The following is a 21,625-nucleotide window of genomic DNA, read 5'->3' on the forward strand; positions in this document are numbered from 1 at the left end:
CCCGCGTGAACAGACTGCCTAGGCGTGCGAGCTCACTCGTCCCGCGGTTCCGGCCGCTGCGACGTCCACTCTGCCGGACTCCGCGACCGCGTGCCCCACAGGCCCCGGCGACGCGTGTCACCCCGCCTCGACCTTGAACACTGCCACCGCCTGGGTGAGCTGCGCCGACTGCTCCTCCAGCGAGCGCGCCGCGGTGCTGGCTTCTTCCACCAGCGCCACGTTCTGCTGGGTGGTCTCGTCCATGCGCGCGATGGTCTGGTTGACCTGGGCGATGCCGTTGGCCTGCTCGTGCGAGGCGGCGGAGATCTGGCCCATCAGGTCGGTGACGTGCTGCACGCTGGCTACGACCTGGTCCATGGTGGCGCCGGCCTGGTGCACCAGCGTGGCGCCGTGGGCGACGCGCTGCACCGAGTCGTCGATCAGGGTCTTGATCTCCTTGGCGGCGCCGGCCGAACGATGCGCGAGCGTGCCGACCTCCGCCGCCACCACCGCGAAGCCCTTGCCCTGTTCGCCGGCGCGTGCGGCTTCCACCGCGGCGTTGAGGGCGAGGATGTTGGTCTGGAAGGCGATCCCGTCGATCACCGCGATGATGTCGGCGATGCGCCTGGAGGCCGCCTGGATGCCGTCCATGGTCGCCACCACCTGGCCCACCACGTCGCGGCCTTCGCTGGCCACACCGGCCGCGCCCAGCGCCAGCTGGTTGGCGCGCTGGGCGTGCTCGGCGTTCTGCTTCACCGTGGAGGTCAGTTCCTCCATCGAGGCGGCGGTCTCTTCCAGGCTGGCCGCCTGCTGCTCGCTGCGCTTGGCCAGTTCCTGGTTGCCGCTGGCGATGTCCTCGGCGGCGAAGCCGATGCTGTTGGTGGTGCGCTGGATGTGCGCGACGATGTCGGTGAGGCGGTGCACGGTACTGTTGGCGTCGTCGCGCATGGCGGCGAACACGCCATGGAAGTTGCCGCTCATGCGCACGGTGAGGTCGCCGTCGGCGATGCAGCGCAGCAGCGCGGAGAACTTGGCCAGGTTGGCGTCGGCGGTGGCCATCATGGTGTCGAGGTTCTCGACCATGGTGCGGAAGGCGTGCTCGAACTTCGCCGGCTGGCCGCGGTGGGCGAAGTTGCCGGCGCAGGCGGCTTCGGCCAGGGTCTGGATCTGCACGTTGATCGCGTGCAGGTTCTGCTTGACCTGCTGCATCGCCGCGGTGATCGCGGCCTTCTCGCCGGGGTAGTGGGCGATGTCCTGGCTGAGGTCGCCGATGGCGTAGCGGCCCATCACCTCGGTGATGCGCAGCTGGGTCTGCACGTGCGCATCCACCAGGGCATTGGTGTCGGCGACCATGCGCCCGTACTCGCCGGGGAAGCGCTGCGCATCCATGCGGTAGCTGATGGCGCCGGCATCGTGGCGCGCCGCCATCTCGCGCTGTGCGGAAATCACCTCGTGCAGGCGCCGCTGCATCTGCTGCATGGCGCGCAGCAACTGCCCGGCCTCGTCGTGGGTGGTGACGGTGTCCGGGCTGCTCAGGTCGCCGGCGCCGATGCGCTCGGCCAGGCCCAGCGCCTGCCGCAGCGGCCGCACCACGCGGCGGGTCAGCAGCAGGGCGATCAGCGTGCCCAGCAGCAGCGCCAGCACGGTGCAGCCGACCATCAGCAGGGCGAAGCCGCGCGCAGTGGCCATCGCTTCCTTGGCGGCCTGGCGGTTCTTGGCTTCCTGCAGGTCGATGAAGGCGTTGATGCTGGCCAGCCAGTCGACGAAGGCCGGGCGCGCTTGCTGCAGCAGCAGCGCCTGCGCCTGCACGGTGTCGCCGGCATCGCGCAGCTGCCGCACCTGCGCGATCAGCGGCATGGTGCGCGCTTCGATGCCCTGGATGCGCTGCAGGATGGTTTTCTCCTGGGCGTCGCTGGAGACGGCGAGCAAGGCATCGAGCGGCTGTGCGGCGCGCGCGTAGTCGCCGGCCAGCTTGTCGATGGTCTGCTCGGTCGCCTGGCGGCTGGCCGCATCGTCCAGCAGCACCACGTCGCGCAGGGCGATGGCGCGGTCGTGCACGCTGCCGCGGAAGTTGATCGCGTAGCGCTGCTTGACGCTGTTGACTTCGTTGATCGCGGTGAGTCGCTGGTCGATGCTGTGCACGCGCTGGATGCCGACCACGGTGAGCAGGACCATCAGCACGATGATCGTGAGGAAGCCGAGCGCGAGGCGCTGGCCGATGCGCAGATTGGAAAGGGCGTGCATGGGATCGGGGGAATGGGGGGAAGGAAGAGGGATCGACGGTGGGTGACGGCGGACGGGCAGGCAGGTTGCCTGCGCCCGCGTGACGCGCGCATGGCGCGGGTCCCCCGGGCCGGCGCATGGATAGCGGCGATGGCCTGTCGAACTGAAGGGAAGGGGCGAGGGCGTCCCCTGTGCCGTATCGGGAACGTGACGTTGTGCCGGTCTGCCGCGGCGGTGGCCGCCGGGCAGGTCAGGCAGGGCGTAGTGCCTGGCGAGCGACAAGACCAGGAGCGCGTCGCGCCGCCGCCGCGCGCAGGTGCAGCATGGCACCGCGCGTGGCCGGTGCTAAGGTCCGGGCATGACCGGCGCCGCCGACCCGATCCGCTTCCAGGCGACACTGCTGCGTCCAGCCACGCCGCCGGACGCGTCCTGGTGTTTCCTGCTGCTGCCTGCGGAGGCCAGCGCCGCGCTGCCCACGCGTGGCCTGGCCAGCGTGGAGGGCCGGTTCGCCGGGAATCCGTTTCAGGCCACGCTGCAACCCGATGGGCAAGGCGGCCACTGGCTGCAGGTCGAGGAGGCGTTGCGGGCGGCCGCGGCGGTCGAGGTCGGTACCACGGTGACCCTGGAGATCGCGCCGGCGGCGGTGGAACCGGAACCCGTGCTGCCCGACGACCTGGCGCGCGCGCTGGCCGCGCATCCGCCTGCGCGTGCGGCCTGGGACACGCTGACCACGGTGGCGCGGCGCGACTGGATCTTCTGGATCGGCGCGGGCAAGCAGGCGCAGACGCGGGTCAAGCGCATCGCCAGCACCTGCGACATGCTCGCCGCGGGCAAGCGGCGGGTCTGCTGCTTCGACCGCTCGGGCATGTACAGCAAGGCCTTCGCCGCGCCGCAGGCGCAATGAGGTCATGGCGCGCACGCCCGGCCTGGCCGCCGTCGCGACAGGATCCTCGCAAGCGCCTGCCTATACTCCGTGACGTCCATCCATGAGGCCCACTGCATGAGTGCATCCACCTCTTCGTCCGCCGCCGCCGCACCGGGCAGCCTGCGCCGCTCGGTGTCCAACACGCTCAAGGGCTCGGCCGGCAACCTGGTGGAGTGGTACGACGTCTACGTCTACTCGGTGTTCGCCACCTACTTCGAATCGCAGTTCTTCTCCAAGGAGGACAAGAACGCCACCTTGTACGTGTGGGCGATCTTCGCGGTGACCTTCCTGATGCGCCCGATCGGCGCCTGGTACTTCGGCCGCTTCGCCGATCGCTACGGCCGCCGCCTGGCGTTGACGGTGTCGGTGTCGGTGATGGCGGCCTGTTCGTTCCTGATCGCGGTGACGCCCACCGTGGCCAGCATCGGCGGCGCCGCGGCGGTGGTGCTGCTGCTGGCGCGCCTGCTGCAGGGTTTCGCCACCGGCGGCGAGTACGGCACCAGCGCCACTTACATGTCGGAGGCGGCGATCCCGGGGCGGCGCGGCTTCCTGTCCTCCTTCCACTACGTCACCCTGGTCGGCGGCCATGTGCTGGCGCAGGCGGTGCTGTTCGGGATGCTGCACTTCTTCGACAAGGGCCAGATTTCCGAATGGGGCTGGCGCGTGGCCTTCGGCCTGGGCGGCATCGGCGCGCTGGTGGTGTTCTGGCTGCGGCGCACGATGGACGAATCGCTGACCTCCGAGTCCATCGCCGCGGCCAAGCAGGGCAAGGACAGGTCCTCCGGCTCGCTGCGCGAGCTGTTCGTGCACCAGTGGCGCCCGCTGCTGCTGTGCTTCCTGATCACCGCCGGCGGCACCGTGGCGTTCTACACCTACTCGGTGACCGGGCCGAAGATGATCCAGACCGCCTTCGCCGGCGACGACGTCATGGCCGGCACCATCATCAACCTGGCCGCGCTGATCGTGCTGATGCTGATGCAGCCGGTCGGCGGCTGGCTGTCTGACCTGATCGGGCGCAAGACCCTGCTGGTGTTCTTCGGCATCGGCGGCGTGCTCTACACCTGGTTCCTGGTGCTGGAGCTGCCCAGGCAGAGCGACTGGCTGAGCGCCTTCGCCATCCTCACCGCCGGCTTCGTCATCCTCACCGGCTACACCTCGATCAACGCGGTGGTGAAGGCCGAGCTGTTCCCCACCCATATCCGCGCGCTGGGCGTGGGCCTGGGCTATGCGCTGGCCAATTCGGCCTTCGGCGGCACCGCGCCGTTGCTGTACCAGGCCTCGCTGAAGACCGGCCACGTCACCACCTTCGTCTGGTATGCCACGGCGGTGATCGCGGTGTCGCTGGTGGTGTACATGTTCTTCCTGACCAACAAGGGGTCCAACTGGCTCGACCACGAGGGCGAGATGCACGCGCGCCGGCGCTGACCGGCGCGGCGCCGGCCCGGGCGATGCGCATGCCGCCCGGGCGCGGAGCAGGCGGACGCTGAACGGCGCACCCGGTATCGGCCGGGTCGTCCCGCCGCGCGGAGGCCGCGCATGCGGCGGCTGCCAGGCGACTCGGGTACCATGCAGCCCCCTTACGGGCGTTCCCCCCATGGCCGATTCCGACAACAGCTCCACTCCCCCGGTGACCCAGGCGCAGGCCGAAGACGCAGTGCGCACCCTGCTGCGCTGGGCCGGCGAAGACCCGACCCGCGAGGGCCTGCTGGACACCCCGCGGCGCGTGGCCGAGGCCTATGGCGACTGGTTCAGCGGCTACCGCGCCGACCCGCGCGCCTACCTGCTGCGCACCTTCGAGGAAGTGGCCGGCTACGACGAGCTGATCGTGCTGCGCGACATCGAGTACGAAAGCCACTGCGAACACCACATGGCGCCGATCATCGGCAAGGTCCACGTCGGCTACCTGCCGCGCGGCAAGGTGGTGGGCATCAGCAAGCTGGCGCGCGTGGTCGAGGCCTACGCGCGGCGCTTCCAGGTGCAGGAGAAGATGACCGCGCAGATCGCCCAGTGCATCCAGGACGTGCTGCAGCCGCTGGGCGTGGGCGTGGTGGTGGAAGGCGCGCACGAGTGCATGACCACCCGCGGCATCCACAAGCGCGGCGTCAGCATGGTCACCTCGAAGATGCTCGGCACCTTCCGCGAGGACGCGCGCACCCGCGCCGAGTTCCTGCGCTTCATCGAGCGCGTGCGCTGAGTCTGCGGATGCGGTGGCGGTCGGTTCCTGCATGAAGCCGCATGTCCGGATCGCCGGCTACCGCCAGTTGCGCGAACAGCCGTTGTGGAAGCTGCTCGCCGCCGACCATGCCCCGGAGCTGATCGGCCTGCTGCAGACCCTGCTCGGCGACACCCAGCGGCGGCTGCCGGCCGACGTGCTGCACGAGCGCCTGCAGCGCCAGCTCGATGCGCTGAAGGACGACGAACTCTCGCGCGAACTGCCGCGCACCGCGCAGGCCTACGTGGCGCACTGGCTGGCGCAGGGCTGGCTGGAACGGCGCCTGCCCGAAGGCGATGCGCAGGAAGAATACGAACTGTCGCGGCAGGCGGCGCAGGCGATCCGCTTCATCGCCGGCGTGCGCGACAGCGCCAGCGTGGCCACCGAGAGCCGGCTGTCGCTGGTGATCCAGCAGCTGGTGCAACTGGCCGGGCAGACCGAGACCGATCCGGACGCGCGCCTGGCTGCGCTGCGCGCCGAGCGCGAGCGCCTGGACGCGGAGATCGAGCGCGTGGCCGCCGGCAAGCTGGCGGCGCTGGACGGCAAGCGCGCGCTGGAACGCACCCGCGACATCATCCGCCTGTCCGACGACCTGACCGAGGATTTCCGCCGCGTCCGCGACGATTTCGAACGGCTCAACCGCGAGTTCCGCGAGCGCATCATCGACGACGAGGGCGCGCGCGGCGACGTGCTGGAGAAGCTGTTCGCCGGCATCGACGTGATCGGCGAGAGCGAGGCCGGGCGCACGTTCCAGGCGTTCTGGAGCCTGCTCAACGATGCCGAGCAGAGCGTGCAGCTGGATGCGGCGCTGGAGGCGCTGCTGGCGCGCGGCTTCGCCCGCCGCCTGGACCGCCACGAACGCGCCTTCCTGCGCGGGCTCACCGGCACCCTGCTCGAGCGCGGCGGCCAGGTGCACGAGGTGATGCAGCATTTCGCGCGCAGCCTGCGCGGCTTCGTGCAGAGCCGCGGCTACCTGGAACAGCGCCGGCTCAACCAGCTGCTGAAGCAGGCGCAGGGCGAGGCGCTGCAGTTGCGCGACCAGCTGCATGCCACCGCGGCCACCGGCTACGTGCTGCCGCTGAGCAGCGCGCGGCTGCGCTCGCCGTCGCAGTGGCGCCTGCACGACCCGCGCAGCCAGCTGGTGGACGGGCGGGTGCAGGCGGCCGAGGCGGCGACGATCTCGCTGGACAGCGTCGGCGACCTGGTGGCGCAGTCGGAGATCGACCTGCGCGGCCTGCGCAACGACCTGCACGACCTGCTCGGCCGGCAGCCGCAACTGAGCATCGGCGAGGCGCTGCGGCAGCGCCCGGCGGCGCAGGGCCTGGGCAGCGTGATCGGCTACCTGGCGCTGGGCACCCGCCATGGCGTGGTGGTCGACGGCGAATGGGAAGCGGTGCAATGGGAGGGCGGCGACGGCCAGGTCCGGCGCGCGCGCATCCCGCTGGTGTGGTTCACCAAGGAAAAACGCAATGAGCTGGTCTGACGAATTCCACGGCCACGACGCCGATGCCGGCGATGTCGCCGCGGCCGCCGCCACGTCCGCTGCGGCCGATGGCGGCACCGCGCTGTTCGCCGGCGACAGCGGCAGCCTGCCGCTGGAGGCGCGGCGCGCGCTGTGCCAGCTGCTGTCCGGCCCCAGCGTCGATGCCTACCGGCACGGCCCGCTGTGGCAGGCATTGCTGCGCCACGAGGCCGCGGTCCGCCGCGTGCTGAGCGAGCTGTTCCTGGAGCTGGTGCTGGACCGCGATGGCGGCGTGGCGTTCGCGCGCCAGGCCGATACCGGCGAGCTGGAGACCCCGGCGTTGCTGCGCACCGCGCCGCTGACCTTCATCGAGTCGGTGCTGCTGCTGTTCCTGCGCCAGCAACTGGCCGAGGCCGACACCCGTGGCGAGCGCGCGGTGGTCGACGAGGCGCAGCTGCTGGAGGTGCTGTCGGTGTACGAGAAGAACGTCTCCACCGATCGCGCCGGTTTCGCCCGGCGGGTGCTGGCGGCGATCGCCAAGATGCGCGACAACCACCTGCTGTCCAAGCTGCGCGGCAGCGAGGACCGCTACGAAGTCTCGCCGGCGCTGAAGCTGCTGTTCTCGGCCGAGGACGTGCAGGCGCTGTCGGCGGCCTATCGCGGCCTGCGCGACGGCGTGGCCGAGGCGGCGCCGTGACCGGCCCGCGCCCGCACGTCGCGCACGCCTAGCGCCCGCTTTGCACCGTGCGCCGGCCGCCGTGGCGGCCGTCCCCGTTTTCCGATGAGTTTCCGATGACGTCCCTGTCCGAATCGTCCACCGTCCCCGTCGCCCCGTCCCTGTTCGCCGAGACCCTGGCCGAGCAACGCGCGCAGCAGTACCGCATGCGCCGGCTGCAGGTGCACAACTGGGGCACCTTCAACGGCCTGACCGACGTGCCGATCGCCGAGAAGGGCTTCCTGTTCGTCGGCCGCTCCGGTTCGGGCAAGTCGACCCTGCTCGATGCGATGTCGGCGCTGCTGACGCCGCCGAGCATCGTCGATTTCAACGCCGCCGCGCGCGAGGCCGAGCGCAGCGGCCGCGACCGCAGCCTGGTGTCCTACGTGCGCGGCGCCTGGGCCGACCAGCAGGACAGCGCCTCCGGCGAGATCGCCACCCAGTACCTGCGCAAGGGCGCGACCTGGTCGGCGCTGGCGCTGGAGTACCGCAACGCGCAGGGTCAGGCGGTGAGCCTGGTGCGGCTGTTCTGGATCGCCGGCAGCGGCACCGCCGCGGCCGACGTGCGCAAGCACTACATGGTGGTGCCGCGCGGCTTCGACGTGGCCGCCGAACTGGACGGCTTCGACCTGGACCTGCGCCGGCTCAAGCTGCGCCTGGGCGAGGACGTGCACCACTTCGACAGCTTCGCCGGCTACGCCGAGCGCTTCCGCCACCTGCTCGGCATCGGCAACGAGATGGCGCTGCGGCTGCTGCACAAGACCCAGTCGGCGAAGAACCTGGGCGACCTCAACGCCTTCCTGCGCAGCTTCATGCTCGACGAGCCGCGCACCTTCGAGGCCGCCGACCGCCTGGTCGAGGACTTCGCCGAACTCGACGGCGCGCACCACGCGGTGGTGACCGCGCGGCGCCAGGTGGAAACCCTGACCCCGGCGCGCGACTACCACGCCGAGCTGCTGGCGCTGCGCCACAGCGTCGGCGAGCTGCGCGAACTGCAGCTGGGCATCGACGGCTACCGCGAGCAGCGCCGCCTGGGCCTGCTGGACGCGCGCCTGCAGGAACTGGACACGCAGGACCGCGGCCTGGCCGGCGAGGAAGGGCAGCGCCGCGAAGCGCTGGACAACCACGAGCAGACCCTGGCCGAGCTGGAGACGCAGCAGCGCGCGCAGGGCGGCGAGCAGGTCGAGGCGCTGGAGCGCGAACGCGGCCGCGTCGAGCGCGAGCGCGACGAGCGCATGCGCCGCCGCAGCCAGGTCGAACAGGCCTGCCGCCAGCTCGGCATGGGCCTGGCCGGCAGCGCCAGCGGCTTCGCCGAACAGGTGGCGCAGGCGCGTGCGCTGCGCGACGGCGTCGCCGGCGAGGCCAGCAGCCTGGACGAGGCGATCGCCGAACGCATGGCCGAGCGCCGCGAGGACGAACGCCGTTTCGCGGTGATCCGCACCGAGATCGAGGCGCTGCTGAAGGCGCCCTCGAGCATTCCCGCGCCGATGCAGGCGCTGCGCGCGCGGCTGTGCGCCGAGACCGGCCTGTCCGAAGCCGCCCTGCCGTTCGTCGGCGAGCTGGTGCAGGTGGAGGCGGACCAGGCGGCCTGGCGTGGCGCGATCGAGCGCGTGCTGCACGGCTTCGCGCAGTCGCTGCTGGTCGACGAACGCCACTACGCCAGCGTCGCCGACTGGGTCAACAAGACCCAGCTCGGCACCCGCCTGGTGTACTTCCGCGTGCGCCACAACGCGCCGCTGCAGCAGCGCGAGCCCGACGCGAAGTCGCTGCTGCGCAAGCTGGAACTGCGCGACCATGCCTATGCGCCGTGGCTGCGCCAGGAACTGGCGCGGCGTTTCGACTACACCTGCGTCGATACCGTGGCGCAATTGCGCGATGCCGAGCGCGCGATCACCCGCGAGGGCCAGGTCAAGCATCCGGGCGACCGCTACGAGAAGGACGACCGCCACGCCGTCGGCGACCGCAAGCGCTGGCTGCTCGGCTACGACAACCGCGACAAGCTCAAGGTCTACGAGCGCGAGGGGCAGACCCTGGCGCAGCGCATCGCCGCCTGCGATGCCGACGTCGCCGCTCTGCGCAAGCAGCGCGAGCAGGACCAGGGCCGGCAACTGGCCGCGCACACCCTGGCCGAGCGCGAGTGGGACGAGATCGACGTCGCCCCCAAGCTGCAGCGCCTGAGCGACATCGCCGAGCAACTGCTGCAACTGCGCGAAGGCGACACCGCGCTGCGCGCGCTGGGCGAGCAGATCGCCACCGTCCGCGCGCGCCGCGACCAGGCGCGCCGTACCTACGAGGACGTGCGCCTGGAGCGTGCGCAGGTGAGCCGCGAGCGCGCGCGTCTTGAAGCGCAGCGCGAGACCTGCGCCGCACGCGTGGCCACCGCGGTGATCGGCCCGGCGCAGGTCGCAGGGCTGGACGCGCGCCTGGCCGCGCTGCCGCCGCTGAGCCTGGACAACCTGGAAGCGCATCTGCGCAGCGTCGAGCGCGGGCTCGGCGAACAGCTGGCGCAGAGCCAGGCGCAGGACGCGCGGCTGAGCCAGCAGGTGCTGGACTGCTTCCGCCGCTACTGCCAGCAGTGGCCGGAGGACAGTGGCGACTTCACCGTCAGCCTGGCCAGCGCCGACGATTTCCTGGCGCGCCTGCAGCGCCTGGAGAGCGACGGCCTGCCGCGTCACGAAGGGCGCTTCTTCGACCTGCTGCAGACCCAGAGCAAGAACAACCTGCTGGCCCTGCAGCGCTACACCGCCGAAGCGCACAAGGCGATCAAGCAGCGCATGGACGAGGTCAACGCCAGCCTGGAACAGGTGCCGTTCAACCGCGGCACCCTGCTGACCATCGAGGTCAGCGACCGGCGCCTGCTCGAGGTGCAGGAGTTCCAGCAGCAGTTGCGCGCCGTGCTCGGTCATCAGCAGACCGAGGATCGTGCGTTGGCCGAGGCGCAGTTCGCCATGCTGCGCGGGCTGGTGCAGCGGCTCGGTGCGCAGGAGCCGGAGCTGCGACGCTGGCGCGAGCAGGTGCTGGACGTGCGCCAGCACGTGGAGTTCGTCGGCGTGGAACTGGACGCGGACAGCCGTGCGCAAGTGGAGATCTACCGCAGCGGTGCCGGCAAATCCGGCGGCCAGCGCCAGAAGCTGGCCACCACCTGCCTGGCCGCGGCGCTGCGCTACCAGCTCGGCGGCGAAGACGGCGAACTGCCGCGCTATGCCGCGGTGGTGCTGGACGAGGCCTTTGACAAGGCCGATAACGAATTCACCGCGCTGGCGATGAACATCTTCGAGAACTTCGGCTTCCAGATGGTGGTGGCCACGCCGCTGAAGTCGGTGATGACGCTGGAGCCGTTCATCGGCGGCGCCTGCTTCGTCGAGATCAGCGGTCGCCACAACTCCGGCGTGCTGCTGATCGAATACGACGAGCAGGCGCACCGGTTGAAGCTGCCCGAGCGCAGCCGCAACGAGGCGGCGACACCTGCGGTGGAATCCGGCGCGGCGATGGATCAGGCTGGCGCCGATCTGCCGCCGCCCCTGGTCGCTGACGCAGTGGATGCCACTACGGATGCGGTCGCAGACGCCGTTGCCGCGACGGCGCCGGCGCCCGCGTCCGGCAAGGCGCGCGCTGGCCGCAGTAAAAGCGTGCAACAGCCGACCACGCTCAAGACGCCGTCAGCGACGTCCGGCAAACGTACACGCACTGCTGGCGCGACGCCTGCGGCCAAGGCCCCATCGGTAAAGGCGTCACGCAAGTCCGCTGCGGCTGCGGCCGCTGCACCTCCGTCCACCGCAAGTCGGTCGGCCACGCGCGCGGCCTCGGCGAAGACCGCAAAAGCCACCACAGCCGGCAAACCTGCGAAACCGGCCAAGGCTGCGGCGCGCAAGACGCCGCCGACCGCCAGGCGCCGCGACGTCTGAGCCGGAGCTGGCGGCGGCGTGTGCCCACGGGCACGCGTGCGGCCGCCGCGTTGGCAGGACAGGCACGCAGCCATCGCGCCGCGCGCTGCACTCAACTCATTGCAGCAGATCCCAGCCCATCTTGCCGATCAGCACCACCACCAGCACCAGGAACAACTGCCGGATCAGCGGCGTGCCGCCGCGCAGCGCCAGCCGGGTGCCGGTCACCGCGCCGGCCACGTTGGCCACGGCCATCGGCACCGCCGCGGCCAGCAGGATCTTGCCGCTGGGCACGAAGAAGCACAGCGCGGCCAGGTTGGTGGCCAGGTTCACCACCTTCGACGCGGCCGAGGCGCGCAGGAAATCCAGGCCGAAGAAGCGGATGAACAGGAAGATCAGGAAGCTGCCGGTGCCCGGGCCGAAGAAGCCGTCGTAGAAGCCGATCGCCGCGCCGATCGCCAGCGCGATGGCCAGTTCGCGGCGGCCGATGTGGCGCGGCCGGTGCAGCGCACCGAAGTCCTTCTTGACCAGCGTGTAGCCCAGCATCGCGATCAGCAGCACCAGGATCAGCGGGCGCACCGCCTGTTTCGGCAGCAGGCTCACCGCCGTGGCGCCGAGGAAGGCGAACACGAACGCGGCGGCGGTCGCGTACAGCACCGGCCGCCACGGCAGGCGCACGTGGCGCGCATAGCGCCAGGCGGCGGTGCCGGTACCGGCCATGGAACTGAACTTGTTGGTGCCCAGGATCACCGCGGGCGCCTGTTGCGGCAAGGTCGCGAACAGCCCGGGCAACTGGATCAGGCCGCCGCCGCCCACCGCCGCGTCCACCAGCCCGGCGACGAAGGCGATGCACAGCAGCCAGGGCAGTTCGGTGGGGATCGACTCGAGCACGCCAGCGCTCCGCGCAAGGGGCCGCAAGCATAGCCGCCACCGGCCGCGACGCGTGCGCGGCGTGCGCCGTGTCGCCGCAGCCGGCACAATCGGCACATGTCTCCGTCCGCCCCGCGCCTTGCCGATCCCTGCCCCTGCGGCCATCCGCGCGAGTACGCGCAGTGCTGCGGGCCGTACCACGCCGGCACCCCTGCGCCGGATGCCGAATCCTTGATGCGTTCCCGCTACAGCGCCTACGTGCGCCAGGACGCCGATTACCTGCGCGCGAGCTGGCATCCTTCGACCTGTCCGCCGCAGGTGGAGATCGATCCGCGCACGGCGTGGCTCGGCCTCACCGTGCAGCGCGTGCTGCAGACCGGCGCCGACAGCGCCGAGGTCGCCTTCCTGGCGCGCTATCGCATCGGCGGCGGCAGCGCCGTGCGCATGACCGAGCACAGCCGCTTCGTGCGCGAGGATGGGCGCTGGTACTACCTCGACGCGCTGGACTGAGCGTCGCGCGTCGCGCCGGCGGGGCGCACGCCCGCACACCGCCGTTCGTTGGCGGGGCAAGCGTTGGCCCTCTTGCGCTTCGAACGGAATGCCGCGTTGGCCCGAACGCCATGCGTGTCGCGGCCGCGGCATCGTGCCGCGCGATCCGCCAACCAGGCCACGCTCGGAACGCGCTGCCGGTCGCGTGCCTGCCGCCCGCGTCGCGTGAGCGGAGCGCACACGCGCCGGTTGTTTATGATGTCGGCCCTGCCGTCGGCGAGGATGTTGCGATGATGCGTTTGGCCTGGATCCTGCTGCTGGCGGCCCCGTGTGCGCTCGCGCAGACCCCACCCGTGGCGGCGCCGTCCACGCCCGATCCGGCCTTCGCCAGCTGCGTGGCCGGCCTGCGCCCGGCCGCGGCGAAGGCGGGCGTCGCCGAGGCGTCGTTCGATCGCTTCACCGCCGGTCTGCAGCCGGACCCGAGCGTGCTGCCGCTGCTCGACGCCCAGCCCGAGTTCACCACGCCGATCTGGGACTACCTGGCCGGCCTGGTCGACAGCCAGCGCATCGACGATGGTCGCGCCATGCTCGCCGCGCATCGCGACCTGCTCGCGCAGGTGGCGCAGCAGTACGGTGTCGACCCGGAGACGGTGGTCGCGGTGTGGGGCGTGGAGAGCGACTACGGCCGCATCTCCGGCAAGCGCCCGCTGCTGGTGTCGCTGCTGACCCTGTCCTGCGAAGGCCGCCGCCAGCCGTTCTTCCGCAGCGAGCTGTTCGCACTGCTGAAGCTGCTGCAGGCCGGCGACCTGCGGCCCGAGGGCCTGACCGGGTCCTGGGCCGGCGCCTTCGGCCATACCCAGTTCATGCCCAGCACCTACGCCCGTGTCGCCGTGGACGGCGATGGCGACGGCCGCCGCGATCTGGTCGCCAGCATTCCCGATGCGCTGGCCTCCACCGCCAACTATCTCAAGCTCGCCGGCTGGCAGAGCGGCCAGCCGTGGGGGCTGGAGGTGAAGCTGCCGGCGGGCTTCGACCCGGCGCTGGCCGGGCGCACCCAGCGCCGGCCGCTGTCGGACTGGCGCGCGCGCGGCCTCACCGCCGCCGACGGCAGCGCGCTGCCTGCACTGGCCGCGCAGACCCCAGCAGCGGTGCTGATCCCGGCCGGCGTGCACGGCCCGGCGTTCCTGGTGTTCCGCAACTACGACGCGATCTACGCCTACAACGCCGCCGAAAGCTATGCGCTGGCGATCGCGCTGCTGTCCGACCGGCTGCGCGGCAAGCCCGGGCTGGTCGCGGCCTGGCCGACCGACGATCCGGGCCTGGGCCGCCCCGAGCGGCGCGAATTGCAGACCCTGCTGCTGGCGCGCGGCCACGCCATCGGCCAGGCCGACGGCGCAATCGGCACCGCCACCCGCCGTGCGATCCAGGCCGAGCAGCAACGCCTGGGCCTGCAGCCGGCGGACGGTCGCGCCGGGCAACGCATCCTCGATGCGCTGCGCCGCGAGGCCGGCGGCGCGCCTGCGGCACCGGTGACGTCACCGGCCACGCCGCCGTCGCCGCCGCAATCGCCTGCACCGGCATCGTCGCCAGCACCGGCACCTACATCTACACCTACAAAGACGCCGTTCGGCGGCACGCCGCCCACCGCATTCCGGCTGCCGGCCGCCTACCCGGCCTTCGCCCACTCCCCCGCGCCACGGAGCATCCACCCCATGTCCGACGTCCCCGGCCTGAGCACAGGCGACTTCCACGGCTATCCCTCGCTGCTGGTGGAGACCCCGCAGTCCACCGCCGCGATCAGCCTGTTCGGCGGCCAGGTGCTGTCGTTCGTGCCCAAGGGCGGCACCGACGCGCTGTGGCTGTCGCCGGACGCGCAGCCCACGCCGACCCCGATCCGCGGCGGCACTCCGGTGTGCTGGCCGTACTTCGGCCGCCAGGGCCAGAGCGACGCCGTCCCCGCGCACGGCTTCGTGCGCACCGTACCCTGGCAACTGAAGGACGCGCGGCGCGAGGCCGACGGCACGCTGGTGCTGACCCTGGCGCCGCCCGACTTCGACGACCTGCCGCTGCGCCTGCGCATGCAGTTGCGCATCGGCGCCACCCTGGAGCAGCGCCTGGTCACCGACAACGTCGGCACCGCGCCCGCCCGCTTCACCCAGGCCCTGCACAACTACTTCCGTGTCGCCGACGCCACCCAGGTGCGCGTGCAGGGCCTGGACGGCCTGGACTACCTGGACAAGTTCGAGAACTACGCCACACCGCATCGCCAGCACGGCGACTGGAGCCTGCAGGATCCGCGCGACCCCGGCCGCAGCGACCGCATCTACACCGGCGCCGGCGGCCGCTACACCCTGCTGGACCCGGGCCTGCAGCGCCGCATCGAGATCGCCACCACCGGCAGCCACACGCTGGTGGCCTGGAACCCGGGCGAGGCCGGCGCACAGAAGATGGCCGACGTCGGCCCGCACTGGCGCCAGTTCGTGTGCCTGGAAGCGGCCAACGCCGGACCCGAGGTGATCGAACTGGCCCCGGGCGCCCAGCACGTGCTGCAGCAGACGATCTCTGTCGCGGCGTTGTGACCCCGGCCGAGTGACCGCGGCCGGACGGCGGCACCACCTGCTGCGGCCCGGCAGTCGGCATTGGTGACGGTCCGGCCGTGACTGCTGCGCCGCCGCGCCTTGGTGGCATGAGTGGCGCCGCTGCCTCCGCCGTACCCTCACCCCCGACCCCTCTCCCGACGGGAGAGGGGAGTCGCTCGGTGTAGAGCACCTCGGTTCCGACACAATCCGCCAAGCCTCGACCCTGTTGTGGGAGGGACTTCAGTCCCGACGCCTCGGCCCCTCAGGTCGCGGTTGAAACCGCTCCTGCGACAAGCTGCCTGGCTGCGCCGCTGGTGCAGAAAGGGCCGAGCCCTGACCCGCAATTGGCCAGCCCCCGCCGCTTCTGAGGGAGGGACTTCAGTCCCGACGCCTCGGTCCCTCAGGTCGCGGTTGAAACCGCCCCTACGACAAGCGGCCTGGCTGCGCCGCTGGTGCAGAAAGGGTCGAGCCCTGACCCGCAATTGGCCAGCCCCGATGCTTCTGTGGGAGGGACTTCAGTCCCGACGCCATGACCCCACCGGTCGCGGTGCAAGCGCTCCCGCGACGGCCAGCCGAGCCACCACGGTGTCGCAGGCACGCCGCCCGTTCCAATCGGCCACCTCCCACACCCACGGGTGCGCCGATGGCCAGGTACGCCGATTACACTGCCGCGTCCGCCAGGAGGCCTGCCGTGCACGCTCCGACTCCCGCTGTCCGCTCACGCCGCGCCGCGGTCGCCTTCATCTTCGTCACGCTGCTGATCGACGTGCTGTCCTTCGGCGTCATCATCCCGGTGCTGCCCACGCTGGTACGCGGCTTCACCGGCGGGGACTTCGCTGCCGCGGCCCGCTGGGTCGGCTGGTTCGGCTTCCTGTTCGCCGCGCTGCAGTTCGTCAGCGCGCCGCTGCAGGGCGCATTGTCCGACCGCTACGGCCGGCGCCCGGTGATCCTGGCCTCGTGCCTGGGGCTGGGCGTGGACTTCATGGTGATGGCGCTGGCGCAGAGCCTGCCGGTGCTGCTGCTGGCACGCATGGTCTCCGGCGTGTTCTCGGCCAGCTTCACCTCGGCCAACGCCTACATCGCCGACATCACCCCGGCCGACAAGCGCGCCCAGGCCTACGGCATCATCGGCGCCGCGTTCGGCGTTGGTTTCGTGGTCGGTCCGCTGCTGGGCGGCTGGCTCGGCAGCCTGCACCTGCGCGCGCCGTTCTGGTTCGCCGCCGGGCTGGCCTTGCTCAACTTCCTCTACGGCTTGTGGGTGCTGCCCGAATCGCTGGCGCCGGAGCGACGCACCGCGCGGGTGGACTGGGCGCACGCCAACCCATTCGGGGCGCTGCGCCTGCTGCAGCGCTACCCGCAGGTGTTCGCGCTGGCCGCGGTGATCTTCCTGGCCAACCTGGCGCACTACGTCTACCCGAGCATCTTCGTACTGTTCGCCGATTACCGCTTCGGCTGGGGCCCGAAACAGGTCAGCTGGGTGCTGGCCCTGGTCGGCGTGTGCAGCATCGTGGTCAACGCCGTGCTGGTGGCGCGGGTGGTGCGGCGCTTCGGCGAGCGCGGCGCGCTGCTGTTCGGCCTGGGCTGCGGCGTGATCGGTTTCGCCATCTACAGCGTCGCCGGCAGCGGCGCGCTGTTCCTGCTCGGCGTGCCGATCAGCGCGCTGTGGGCGGTGGCCGGGCCGGCGGCGCAGGCGATCGTCACCCGCCACGTCGGCGCCGATGCGCAGGGCCGCATCCAGGGCGCGCTGATGAGCCTGGTCAGCCTGGCCGGGGTGATCGGGCCGTTGCTGTACGCATGGGTGTTCGCGGCCTTCATCGGCCCGCATGCGCTGCTGCACTTCCCGGGCGTGCCATGGCTGCTGGCGGCGCTGCTGCTGGGCGGCGGCTGGATCGTGGCCTGGCGCCGTGCGCGAATGCCGGCTGCCGGGGTGGCCGCCGGCTGAGGCGCGGCGCAGGCGGCGCGGCCGGCGTGAACGGCTCAGCTTGCTGGGATGGGCGTCGCGGCTCCCGCGCTGCCTCGCCTGGCACCGCGCGGTCGCGATTGTTACGCTGTGTCCTCTCTTTCGTCGCGGCCGGCCGGCTGCTGTACCAGTCGCCTGCATGATGTCCCCTCCCGACGGAACCGCCCTGCCGTTGACCGCTGCGCGCTTGCTGCGCGAGGCCACTGCGCAGCAGCACCAGGCGGTGGAAGACCTGCCGGCGATGCGCGCGCTGATGGACCCGGCGCTGTCGCTGGCCGACTACGTGCAGGTGCTGCGTCGCCATCACGCGGTGCTGGCCGGCTGGGAACAGCGCGAAGCGGCCTGGCTGCGCGACTGCGGCGACGCGCACTGGCAGTACCAGCCGCGCACCCCGCTGCTGGCGCAGGATCTGCATGCCCTGCAGGCAACGCCGCCAGCGCCGCAGCCGCTGCCGCCGGCCGTCGACGTCGGCGCGCGTTGGGGCATGCTCTACGTGGTCGAAGGCTCGCGCCTGGGCGGCCGGGTGATCGCCCGGCACCTGCGGCAGACCCTGCCCACCGCCGCGCCGGCCCTGTCCTATTTCGAACTCGGCCATGCCGACCCGGCCGCCTGGCGACACTTCCAGCAGCGCCTGGAGCGGGCCTTGCCGAGCGCGCCGCTGCAGCAGGCCGCGGTCGACGGCGCCCGCGCCATGTTCGCGCACTTCCATACCCACTTCGCCCTGGAGATCGCCGCATGAGCGACATCGTCGTGCCCCTGGACATGGACGCATGCGCACGCGAGCCGATCCATATCCCCGGCTCGGTGCAGCCGCACGGCGTGCTGCTGGTGATCGAGCCGCAGGACGGGCGCGTCGTCCAGGCCAGCGCCAGTGCCGCCGACCTGTTCGGCCGGCCGCTGGACGAATTGCTCGGACAGCGCTACGACGCCCTGCTCGTGCTGGAGGATCCGCGCACGCGTCTGTTGCCCGACGCGGCCGAGCGCAGCGACCTGGCCTATGTCGAAGTGGGGTTCAAGGACGCTGCCGCCACGCAGCGCTGGGTCGGCGCCTGGCATCTGTATCCGGAGCAGTGGCTGCTGGAACTGGAGCCGCGCGACGCGCCGCTGGCCGATGCCACCCTGCGCGAAGCGCTGCCGGTGCTGCGCCGGCTGGAGGCCGACCAGAGCATCGAGGAGGCCTGCCAGCGCGCCGCCAAGAGCCTGCGCAGCCTGATCGGCTACGACCGGGTGATGATCTACCGCTTCGACGACGACTGGAACGGCGACGTGGTCGCCGAGGCGCGCGCGGCGGAACTGGAGCCGTATCTCGGCCTGCACTATCCGGCCAGCGACATTCCGGCGCAGGCCCGCGCGCTGTACCTGCGCAACCGCGTGCGCCAGATCGCCAACGTCGGCTACGTGCCGTCGCCGATCCAGCCCACCCTGCATCCGCGCCTGCGCGCGCCGGTGGACCTGAGCGACGTCAGCCTGCGCAGCGTCTCGCCGGTGCACCTGGAGTACCTGGCCAACATGGGCGTCACCGCCACCCTGGTGGCCTCCATCGTGGTCAACGATGCGCTGTGGGGCCTGATCGCCTGTCACCACTACCGCCCGTATTTCTGCAACCACGAAATGCGCGACGTCGCCGATGCATTGAGCCGTGCATTGGCCGGGCGCATCGGCGCGATCACCGCGGTGGCGCGCGCGCGCACCGAGTCGGTGCTGCTGACCGTGCGCGAGAAGCTGATCACCAACTTCAACGACGCCGAGATGCTCACCGCGCCGATGCTCGACGAGATGGCCTCGGACCTGCTCGACGTGGTCGATGCCGACGGCGTGGCGGTGTTCCATGGCGACCACGTCACCCGCCATGGCATGCTGCCGGCCACCGAGGACCTGGCGCGGATCCGCGAGCAGATCGAGTCCACCCATCACGAAGCGCTGCGCCACGACGCGGTCGGCGCCCTGCACTCGGACCAGATCGGCGAGACCTTCCCGGCGCTGGCCGATCTGGCCCCGCTGGCGGCCGGCTTCATCTTCGTGCCGCTGATGCCGCAGGCGCGCAGCGCGCTGCTGTGGACCCGTCGCGAACAGGTGCGCACGGTCAACTGGGCGGGCAATCCGCAGTTGGCCAAGCTGCAGGACATCGCCGGCTCGCGGCTGTCGCCGCGCAAGAGCTTCGACCTGTGGCAGGAGACCGTGCGTGGCCGCGCACGGCCCTGGTCGCCGATCAGCCTGGAATCGGCACGCAGCCTGCGGGTACTGATCGAACTGATGGAGCGCAAGCGCTTCCAGCAGGATTTCGCCCTGTTGGAGGCCTCGCTGTCGCGGCTGCGCGATCCGGTGGCGATCGTCGAGCGCGGCGAGGGCGCGCGGCGCAGCCGTCTGGCCTTCGTCAACGAGGCCTTCGCCGCCCTGTACGAGCGCGAGGTCGCAGAATTGATCGGCTGCGACCTGGAGCGCCTGTACGCCAGCGAGGCCGTGCTGGCGGAGACCCAGCGTATCGATACGCTGCTGCGGCAGGGCCGAGCCGTCTACGTCACCCTGCCGCTGCGCGTGGACGGCACCACGGCCGTGCACCGCCAGTTCGACTTCGAACCGCTGCCCGATCACTCCGGCGTGTCCAGCCACTGGTTGCTGCAGTTGCGCGACCCGCGCTGAGTCCGGTGCGGCGGCGCGGCCTCAGCGGCTGCGCCGCCATAGCGCCAGCGTTGCCGCACCGGCCAGCAGGCCCCACAGCGCCGCGCCGATGCCGAACAGCGACAGTCCCGACGCTGTGACCAGGAACGCGATCAGCGCCGGCTCTCGCTCGCGTTCCTCGCGCAGCGCCGAGGCCAGGCTGTTGCCGATGGTGCCGAACAGCGCGATGCCGGCGATCGCCATCACCAATTCCCTGGGAAAGGCCGCGAACAGCGCGGCCACCGTGGCGCCGAACACGCCGATCAGCAGATAGAAGACCCCGGCGAACACCGCGGCCATGTAGCGCCGCTGCGGATCCTCCTGCGCCTCGCGGCCCATGCAGATCGCCGCGGTGATCGCCGCCAGGTTCAGCCCGTAGGCGCCGAACGGCGCCAGCAGCGTGTTGGCCACGCCGATCCAGCCGATGGTCGGCGAGATCGGCACCGCATAGCCGGACGCGCGGATCGCTGCCACCCCGGGCAGGTTCTGCGAGGTCATCGTCACCACGAACAGCGGCAGCGCGATCCCGAACAGCGCCTGCCACGACAGCGTCGGCCACACCAGCACCGGCTGCGCCAGGCGCAACCGCGCAGCCTCCAGGTGCAGCGTGCCGCTGCCCGCGGCCACGGCCACGGCGATGCCGACCAACAGGGTGGCGATCACCGCATAGCGCGGGAAGGTGCGGCGCCCGAGCAGATAGGTGGCGAACATCGCCAGCGCCATGGCCAGTTGGTGCTGCATCGCCACGAACACGTCCAGGCCGAAGCGCAGCAGCACCCCGGCCAGCATCGCCGAGGCCAGCGACAGCGGAATGCGCCGCAGCAGGCGTTCGAACAAGCCGGAAAACCCGGCGAGTGCAGACAACACCGCCACCACCACGAAGGCGCCGATCGCATCGGACAGCGGCAGTCCGCCACCGCTGCCGATCAGCAAGGCCGCGCCGGGCGTGGACCAGGCGGTGACCACCGGCATCCGGTAGCGCAGCGACAGCCCGATGCAGGTCAGGCCCATGCCCAGCCCCAACGCCCACATCCAGGACGCGATCTGTGCCTGCGAGGCGCCGACGCTGCGCGCAGCCTCGAACACGATCGCCGCCGAACTGGTGAAGCCGACCAGCACGGTGACGAAGCCGGCGATCAGCGCGGGCAGCGAAGCGTCGCGCCAGAGCGCGCGGGTAGCAGCGGTCATGCGGAGTTCCATGGTGGAGCGCAGGCTGCATTCTCGGGCAAACGCCGGCGATCGGCTGTGCCGCGCCCTTACCGATAGAGAGGAGAGCGTGGCAGCACGCAGCGCTGCAAGGGCGCGCAAAAAAACGGTTGACCTTTTTTTCGGTGCCATTACACTGCGCGGCCCGCTACGCAACTGCCGGGCTTCGGCGCGACAGAGGCAGGCGGGGCCGGAAACACCTAGCGAACATCGGGTGTTGACAGCGTGAAAAAGTCGGCTAATATGGCCGGCTCGCTTCGAGGAAAAGCCTTCGGGTTTGGACGAAAAAGCGGCGTCAACCACCTGATCAAAAAGGTGTTGACGGCAAGAAAAAAGCCGCTATGATGGGCGGCTCGGTTCGACGAAAAGCCCTCGGGTTTGAAGGCGAGCCAGCGTCAACCGCATCGAAATGAGGTGTTGACGGAAACAAAAAGCCCGCTATAATGGGCGGCTCACTCGGACG

14 protein-coding genes are annotated in these 21,625 nt (G+C 71.2%); 11 read left to right on the top strand and 3 right to left on the bottom strand.

The window, feature by feature from the left end; genetic code table 11:
• Positions 1-117: 117 nt before the first annotated feature.
• Positions 118-2,223 carry a methyl-accepting chemotaxis protein gene (locus CEK66_RS11910; protein WP_152237053.1) on the bottom strand — a complete coding sequence of 702 codons (2,106 nt, stop codon included), beginning with the start codon at positions 2,221-2,223 and terminating at the stop codon, positions 118-120.
• 337 nt (positions 2,224-2,560) lie between these two features.
• Here CEK66_RS11910 and CEK66_RS11915 point away from each other — a divergent pair, with 337 nt between their 5' ends.
• The 6 genes from CEK66_RS11915 to CEK66_RS11940 all read left to right on the top strand — a co-directional run bounded on the left by CEK66_RS11915 (position 2,561) and on the right by CEK66_RS11940 (position 11,421).
• Entirely contained in the window at positions 2,561-3,106 is a 546-nt protein-coding gene (locus CEK66_RS11915; protein WP_152237054.1) for a YdeI/OmpD-associated family protein, read from the top strand.
• 96 nt (positions 3,107-3,202) lie between these two features.
• The gene (locus CEK66_RS11920) at positions 3,203-4,552 is read left to right on the top strand and encodes an MFS transporter (RefSeq protein ID WP_017909620.1); all 1,350 of its coding nucleotides are present in this window, start codon (positions 3,203-3,205) and stop codon (positions 4,550-4,552) included.
• Positions 4,553-4,721: 169 nt separating this feature from the next.
• Complete coding sequence (folE, locus tag CEK66_RS11925; protein ID WP_152237055.1) at positions 4,722-5,321, top strand: GTP cyclohydrolase I FolE; 600 nt, start codon at positions 4,722-4,724, stop codon at positions 5,319-5,321.
• A gap of 31 nt (positions 5,322-5,352) precedes the next feature.
• Entirely contained in the window at positions 5,353-6,822 is a 1,470-nt protein-coding gene (locus CEK66_RS11930) for a DUF3375 domain-containing protein (protein ID WP_152237056.1), read from the top strand.
• Entirely contained in the window at positions 6,809-7,498 is a 690-nt protein-coding gene (locus CEK66_RS11935; RefSeq protein WP_152237057.1) for a DUF4194 domain-containing protein, read from the top strand. The genes CEK66_RS11930 and CEK66_RS11935 overlap by 14 nt, the downstream gene beginning before the upstream one ends.
• Before the next feature lie 95 nt (positions 7,499-7,593).
• Positions 7,594-11,421, top strand: coding sequence for an SbcC/MukB-like Walker B domain-containing protein (locus tag CEK66_RS11940; RefSeq protein ID WP_152237058.1), 3,828 nt, complete (start codon positions 7,594-7,596; stop codon positions 11,419-11,421).
• A 96-nt stretch (positions 11,422-11,517) separates the two neighbouring features.
• Here CEK66_RS11940 and CEK66_RS11945 read toward each other — a convergent pair whose 3' ends face one another.
• Positions 11,518-12,291 (bottom strand): TSUP family transporter, encoded by a 774-nt coding sequence (locus CEK66_RS11945; RefSeq protein ID WP_152237059.1) that lies wholly within the window; start codon positions 12,289-12,291, stop codon positions 11,518-11,520.
• Positions 12,292-12,387: 96 nt separating this feature from the next.
• On the opposite strand from CEK66_RS11945, the gene CEK66_RS11950 reads away from it, so the two are divergent.
• The 5 genes from CEK66_RS11950 (at position 12,388) to bphP (ending at position 19,938) form a co-directional block, all read left to right on the top strand.
• The gene (locus CEK66_RS11950) at positions 12,388-12,780 is read left to right on the top strand and encodes a YchJ family metal-binding protein (RefSeq protein WP_152237060.1); all 393 of its coding nucleotides are present in this window, start codon (positions 12,388-12,390) and stop codon (positions 12,778-12,780) included.
• Between the two features lie 269 nt (positions 12,781-13,049).
• Positions 13,050-15,338 carry a lytic murein transglycosylase gene (locus CEK66_RS11955; RefSeq protein WP_226978587.1) on the top strand — a complete coding sequence of 763 codons (2,289 nt, stop codon included), beginning with the start codon at positions 13,050-13,052 and terminating at the stop codon, positions 15,336-15,338.
• 691 nt (positions 15,339-16,029) lie between these two features.
• Positions 16,030-17,280, top strand: coding sequence for a TCR/Tet family MFS transporter (locus CEK66_RS11960; protein ID WP_152237061.1), 1,251 nt, complete (start codon positions 16,030-16,032; stop codon positions 17,278-17,280).
• Positions 17,281-17,437: 157 nt separating this feature from the next.
• Positions 17,438-18,037: a biliverdin-producing heme oxygenase gene (locus CEK66_RS11965; RefSeq protein ID WP_152237062.1), complete on the top strand. Its 600-nt coding sequence runs from the start codon at positions 17,438-17,440 to the stop codon at positions 18,035-18,037.
• Entirely contained in the window at positions 18,034-19,938 is a 1,905-nt protein-coding gene (gene bphP / locus CEK66_RS11970) for a bacteriophytochrome BphP (protein ID WP_152237063.1), read from the top strand. Before CEK66_RS11965 ends, bphP begins: the two co-directional genes overlap by 4 nt.
• Before the next feature lie 21 nt (positions 19,939-19,959).
• Here the strand turns inward: bphP and CEK66_RS11975 are convergent, their stop codons facing one another.
• Positions 19,960-21,144 carry a benzoate/H(+) symporter BenE family transporter gene (locus tag CEK66_RS11975; RefSeq protein WP_152237064.1) on the bottom strand — a complete coding sequence of 395 codons (1,185 nt, stop codon included), beginning with the start codon at positions 21,142-21,144 and terminating at the stop codon, positions 19,960-19,962.
• Positions 21,145-21,625 lie beyond the last annotated feature (481 nt).

The organism is Xanthomonas sp. LMG 12460, from assembly GCF_009192895.1.
In the GTDB taxonomy this organism is placed as follows: domain Bacteria; phylum Pseudomonadota; class Gammaproteobacteria; order Xanthomonadales; family Xanthomonadaceae; genus Xanthomonas_A; species Xanthomonas_A sontii.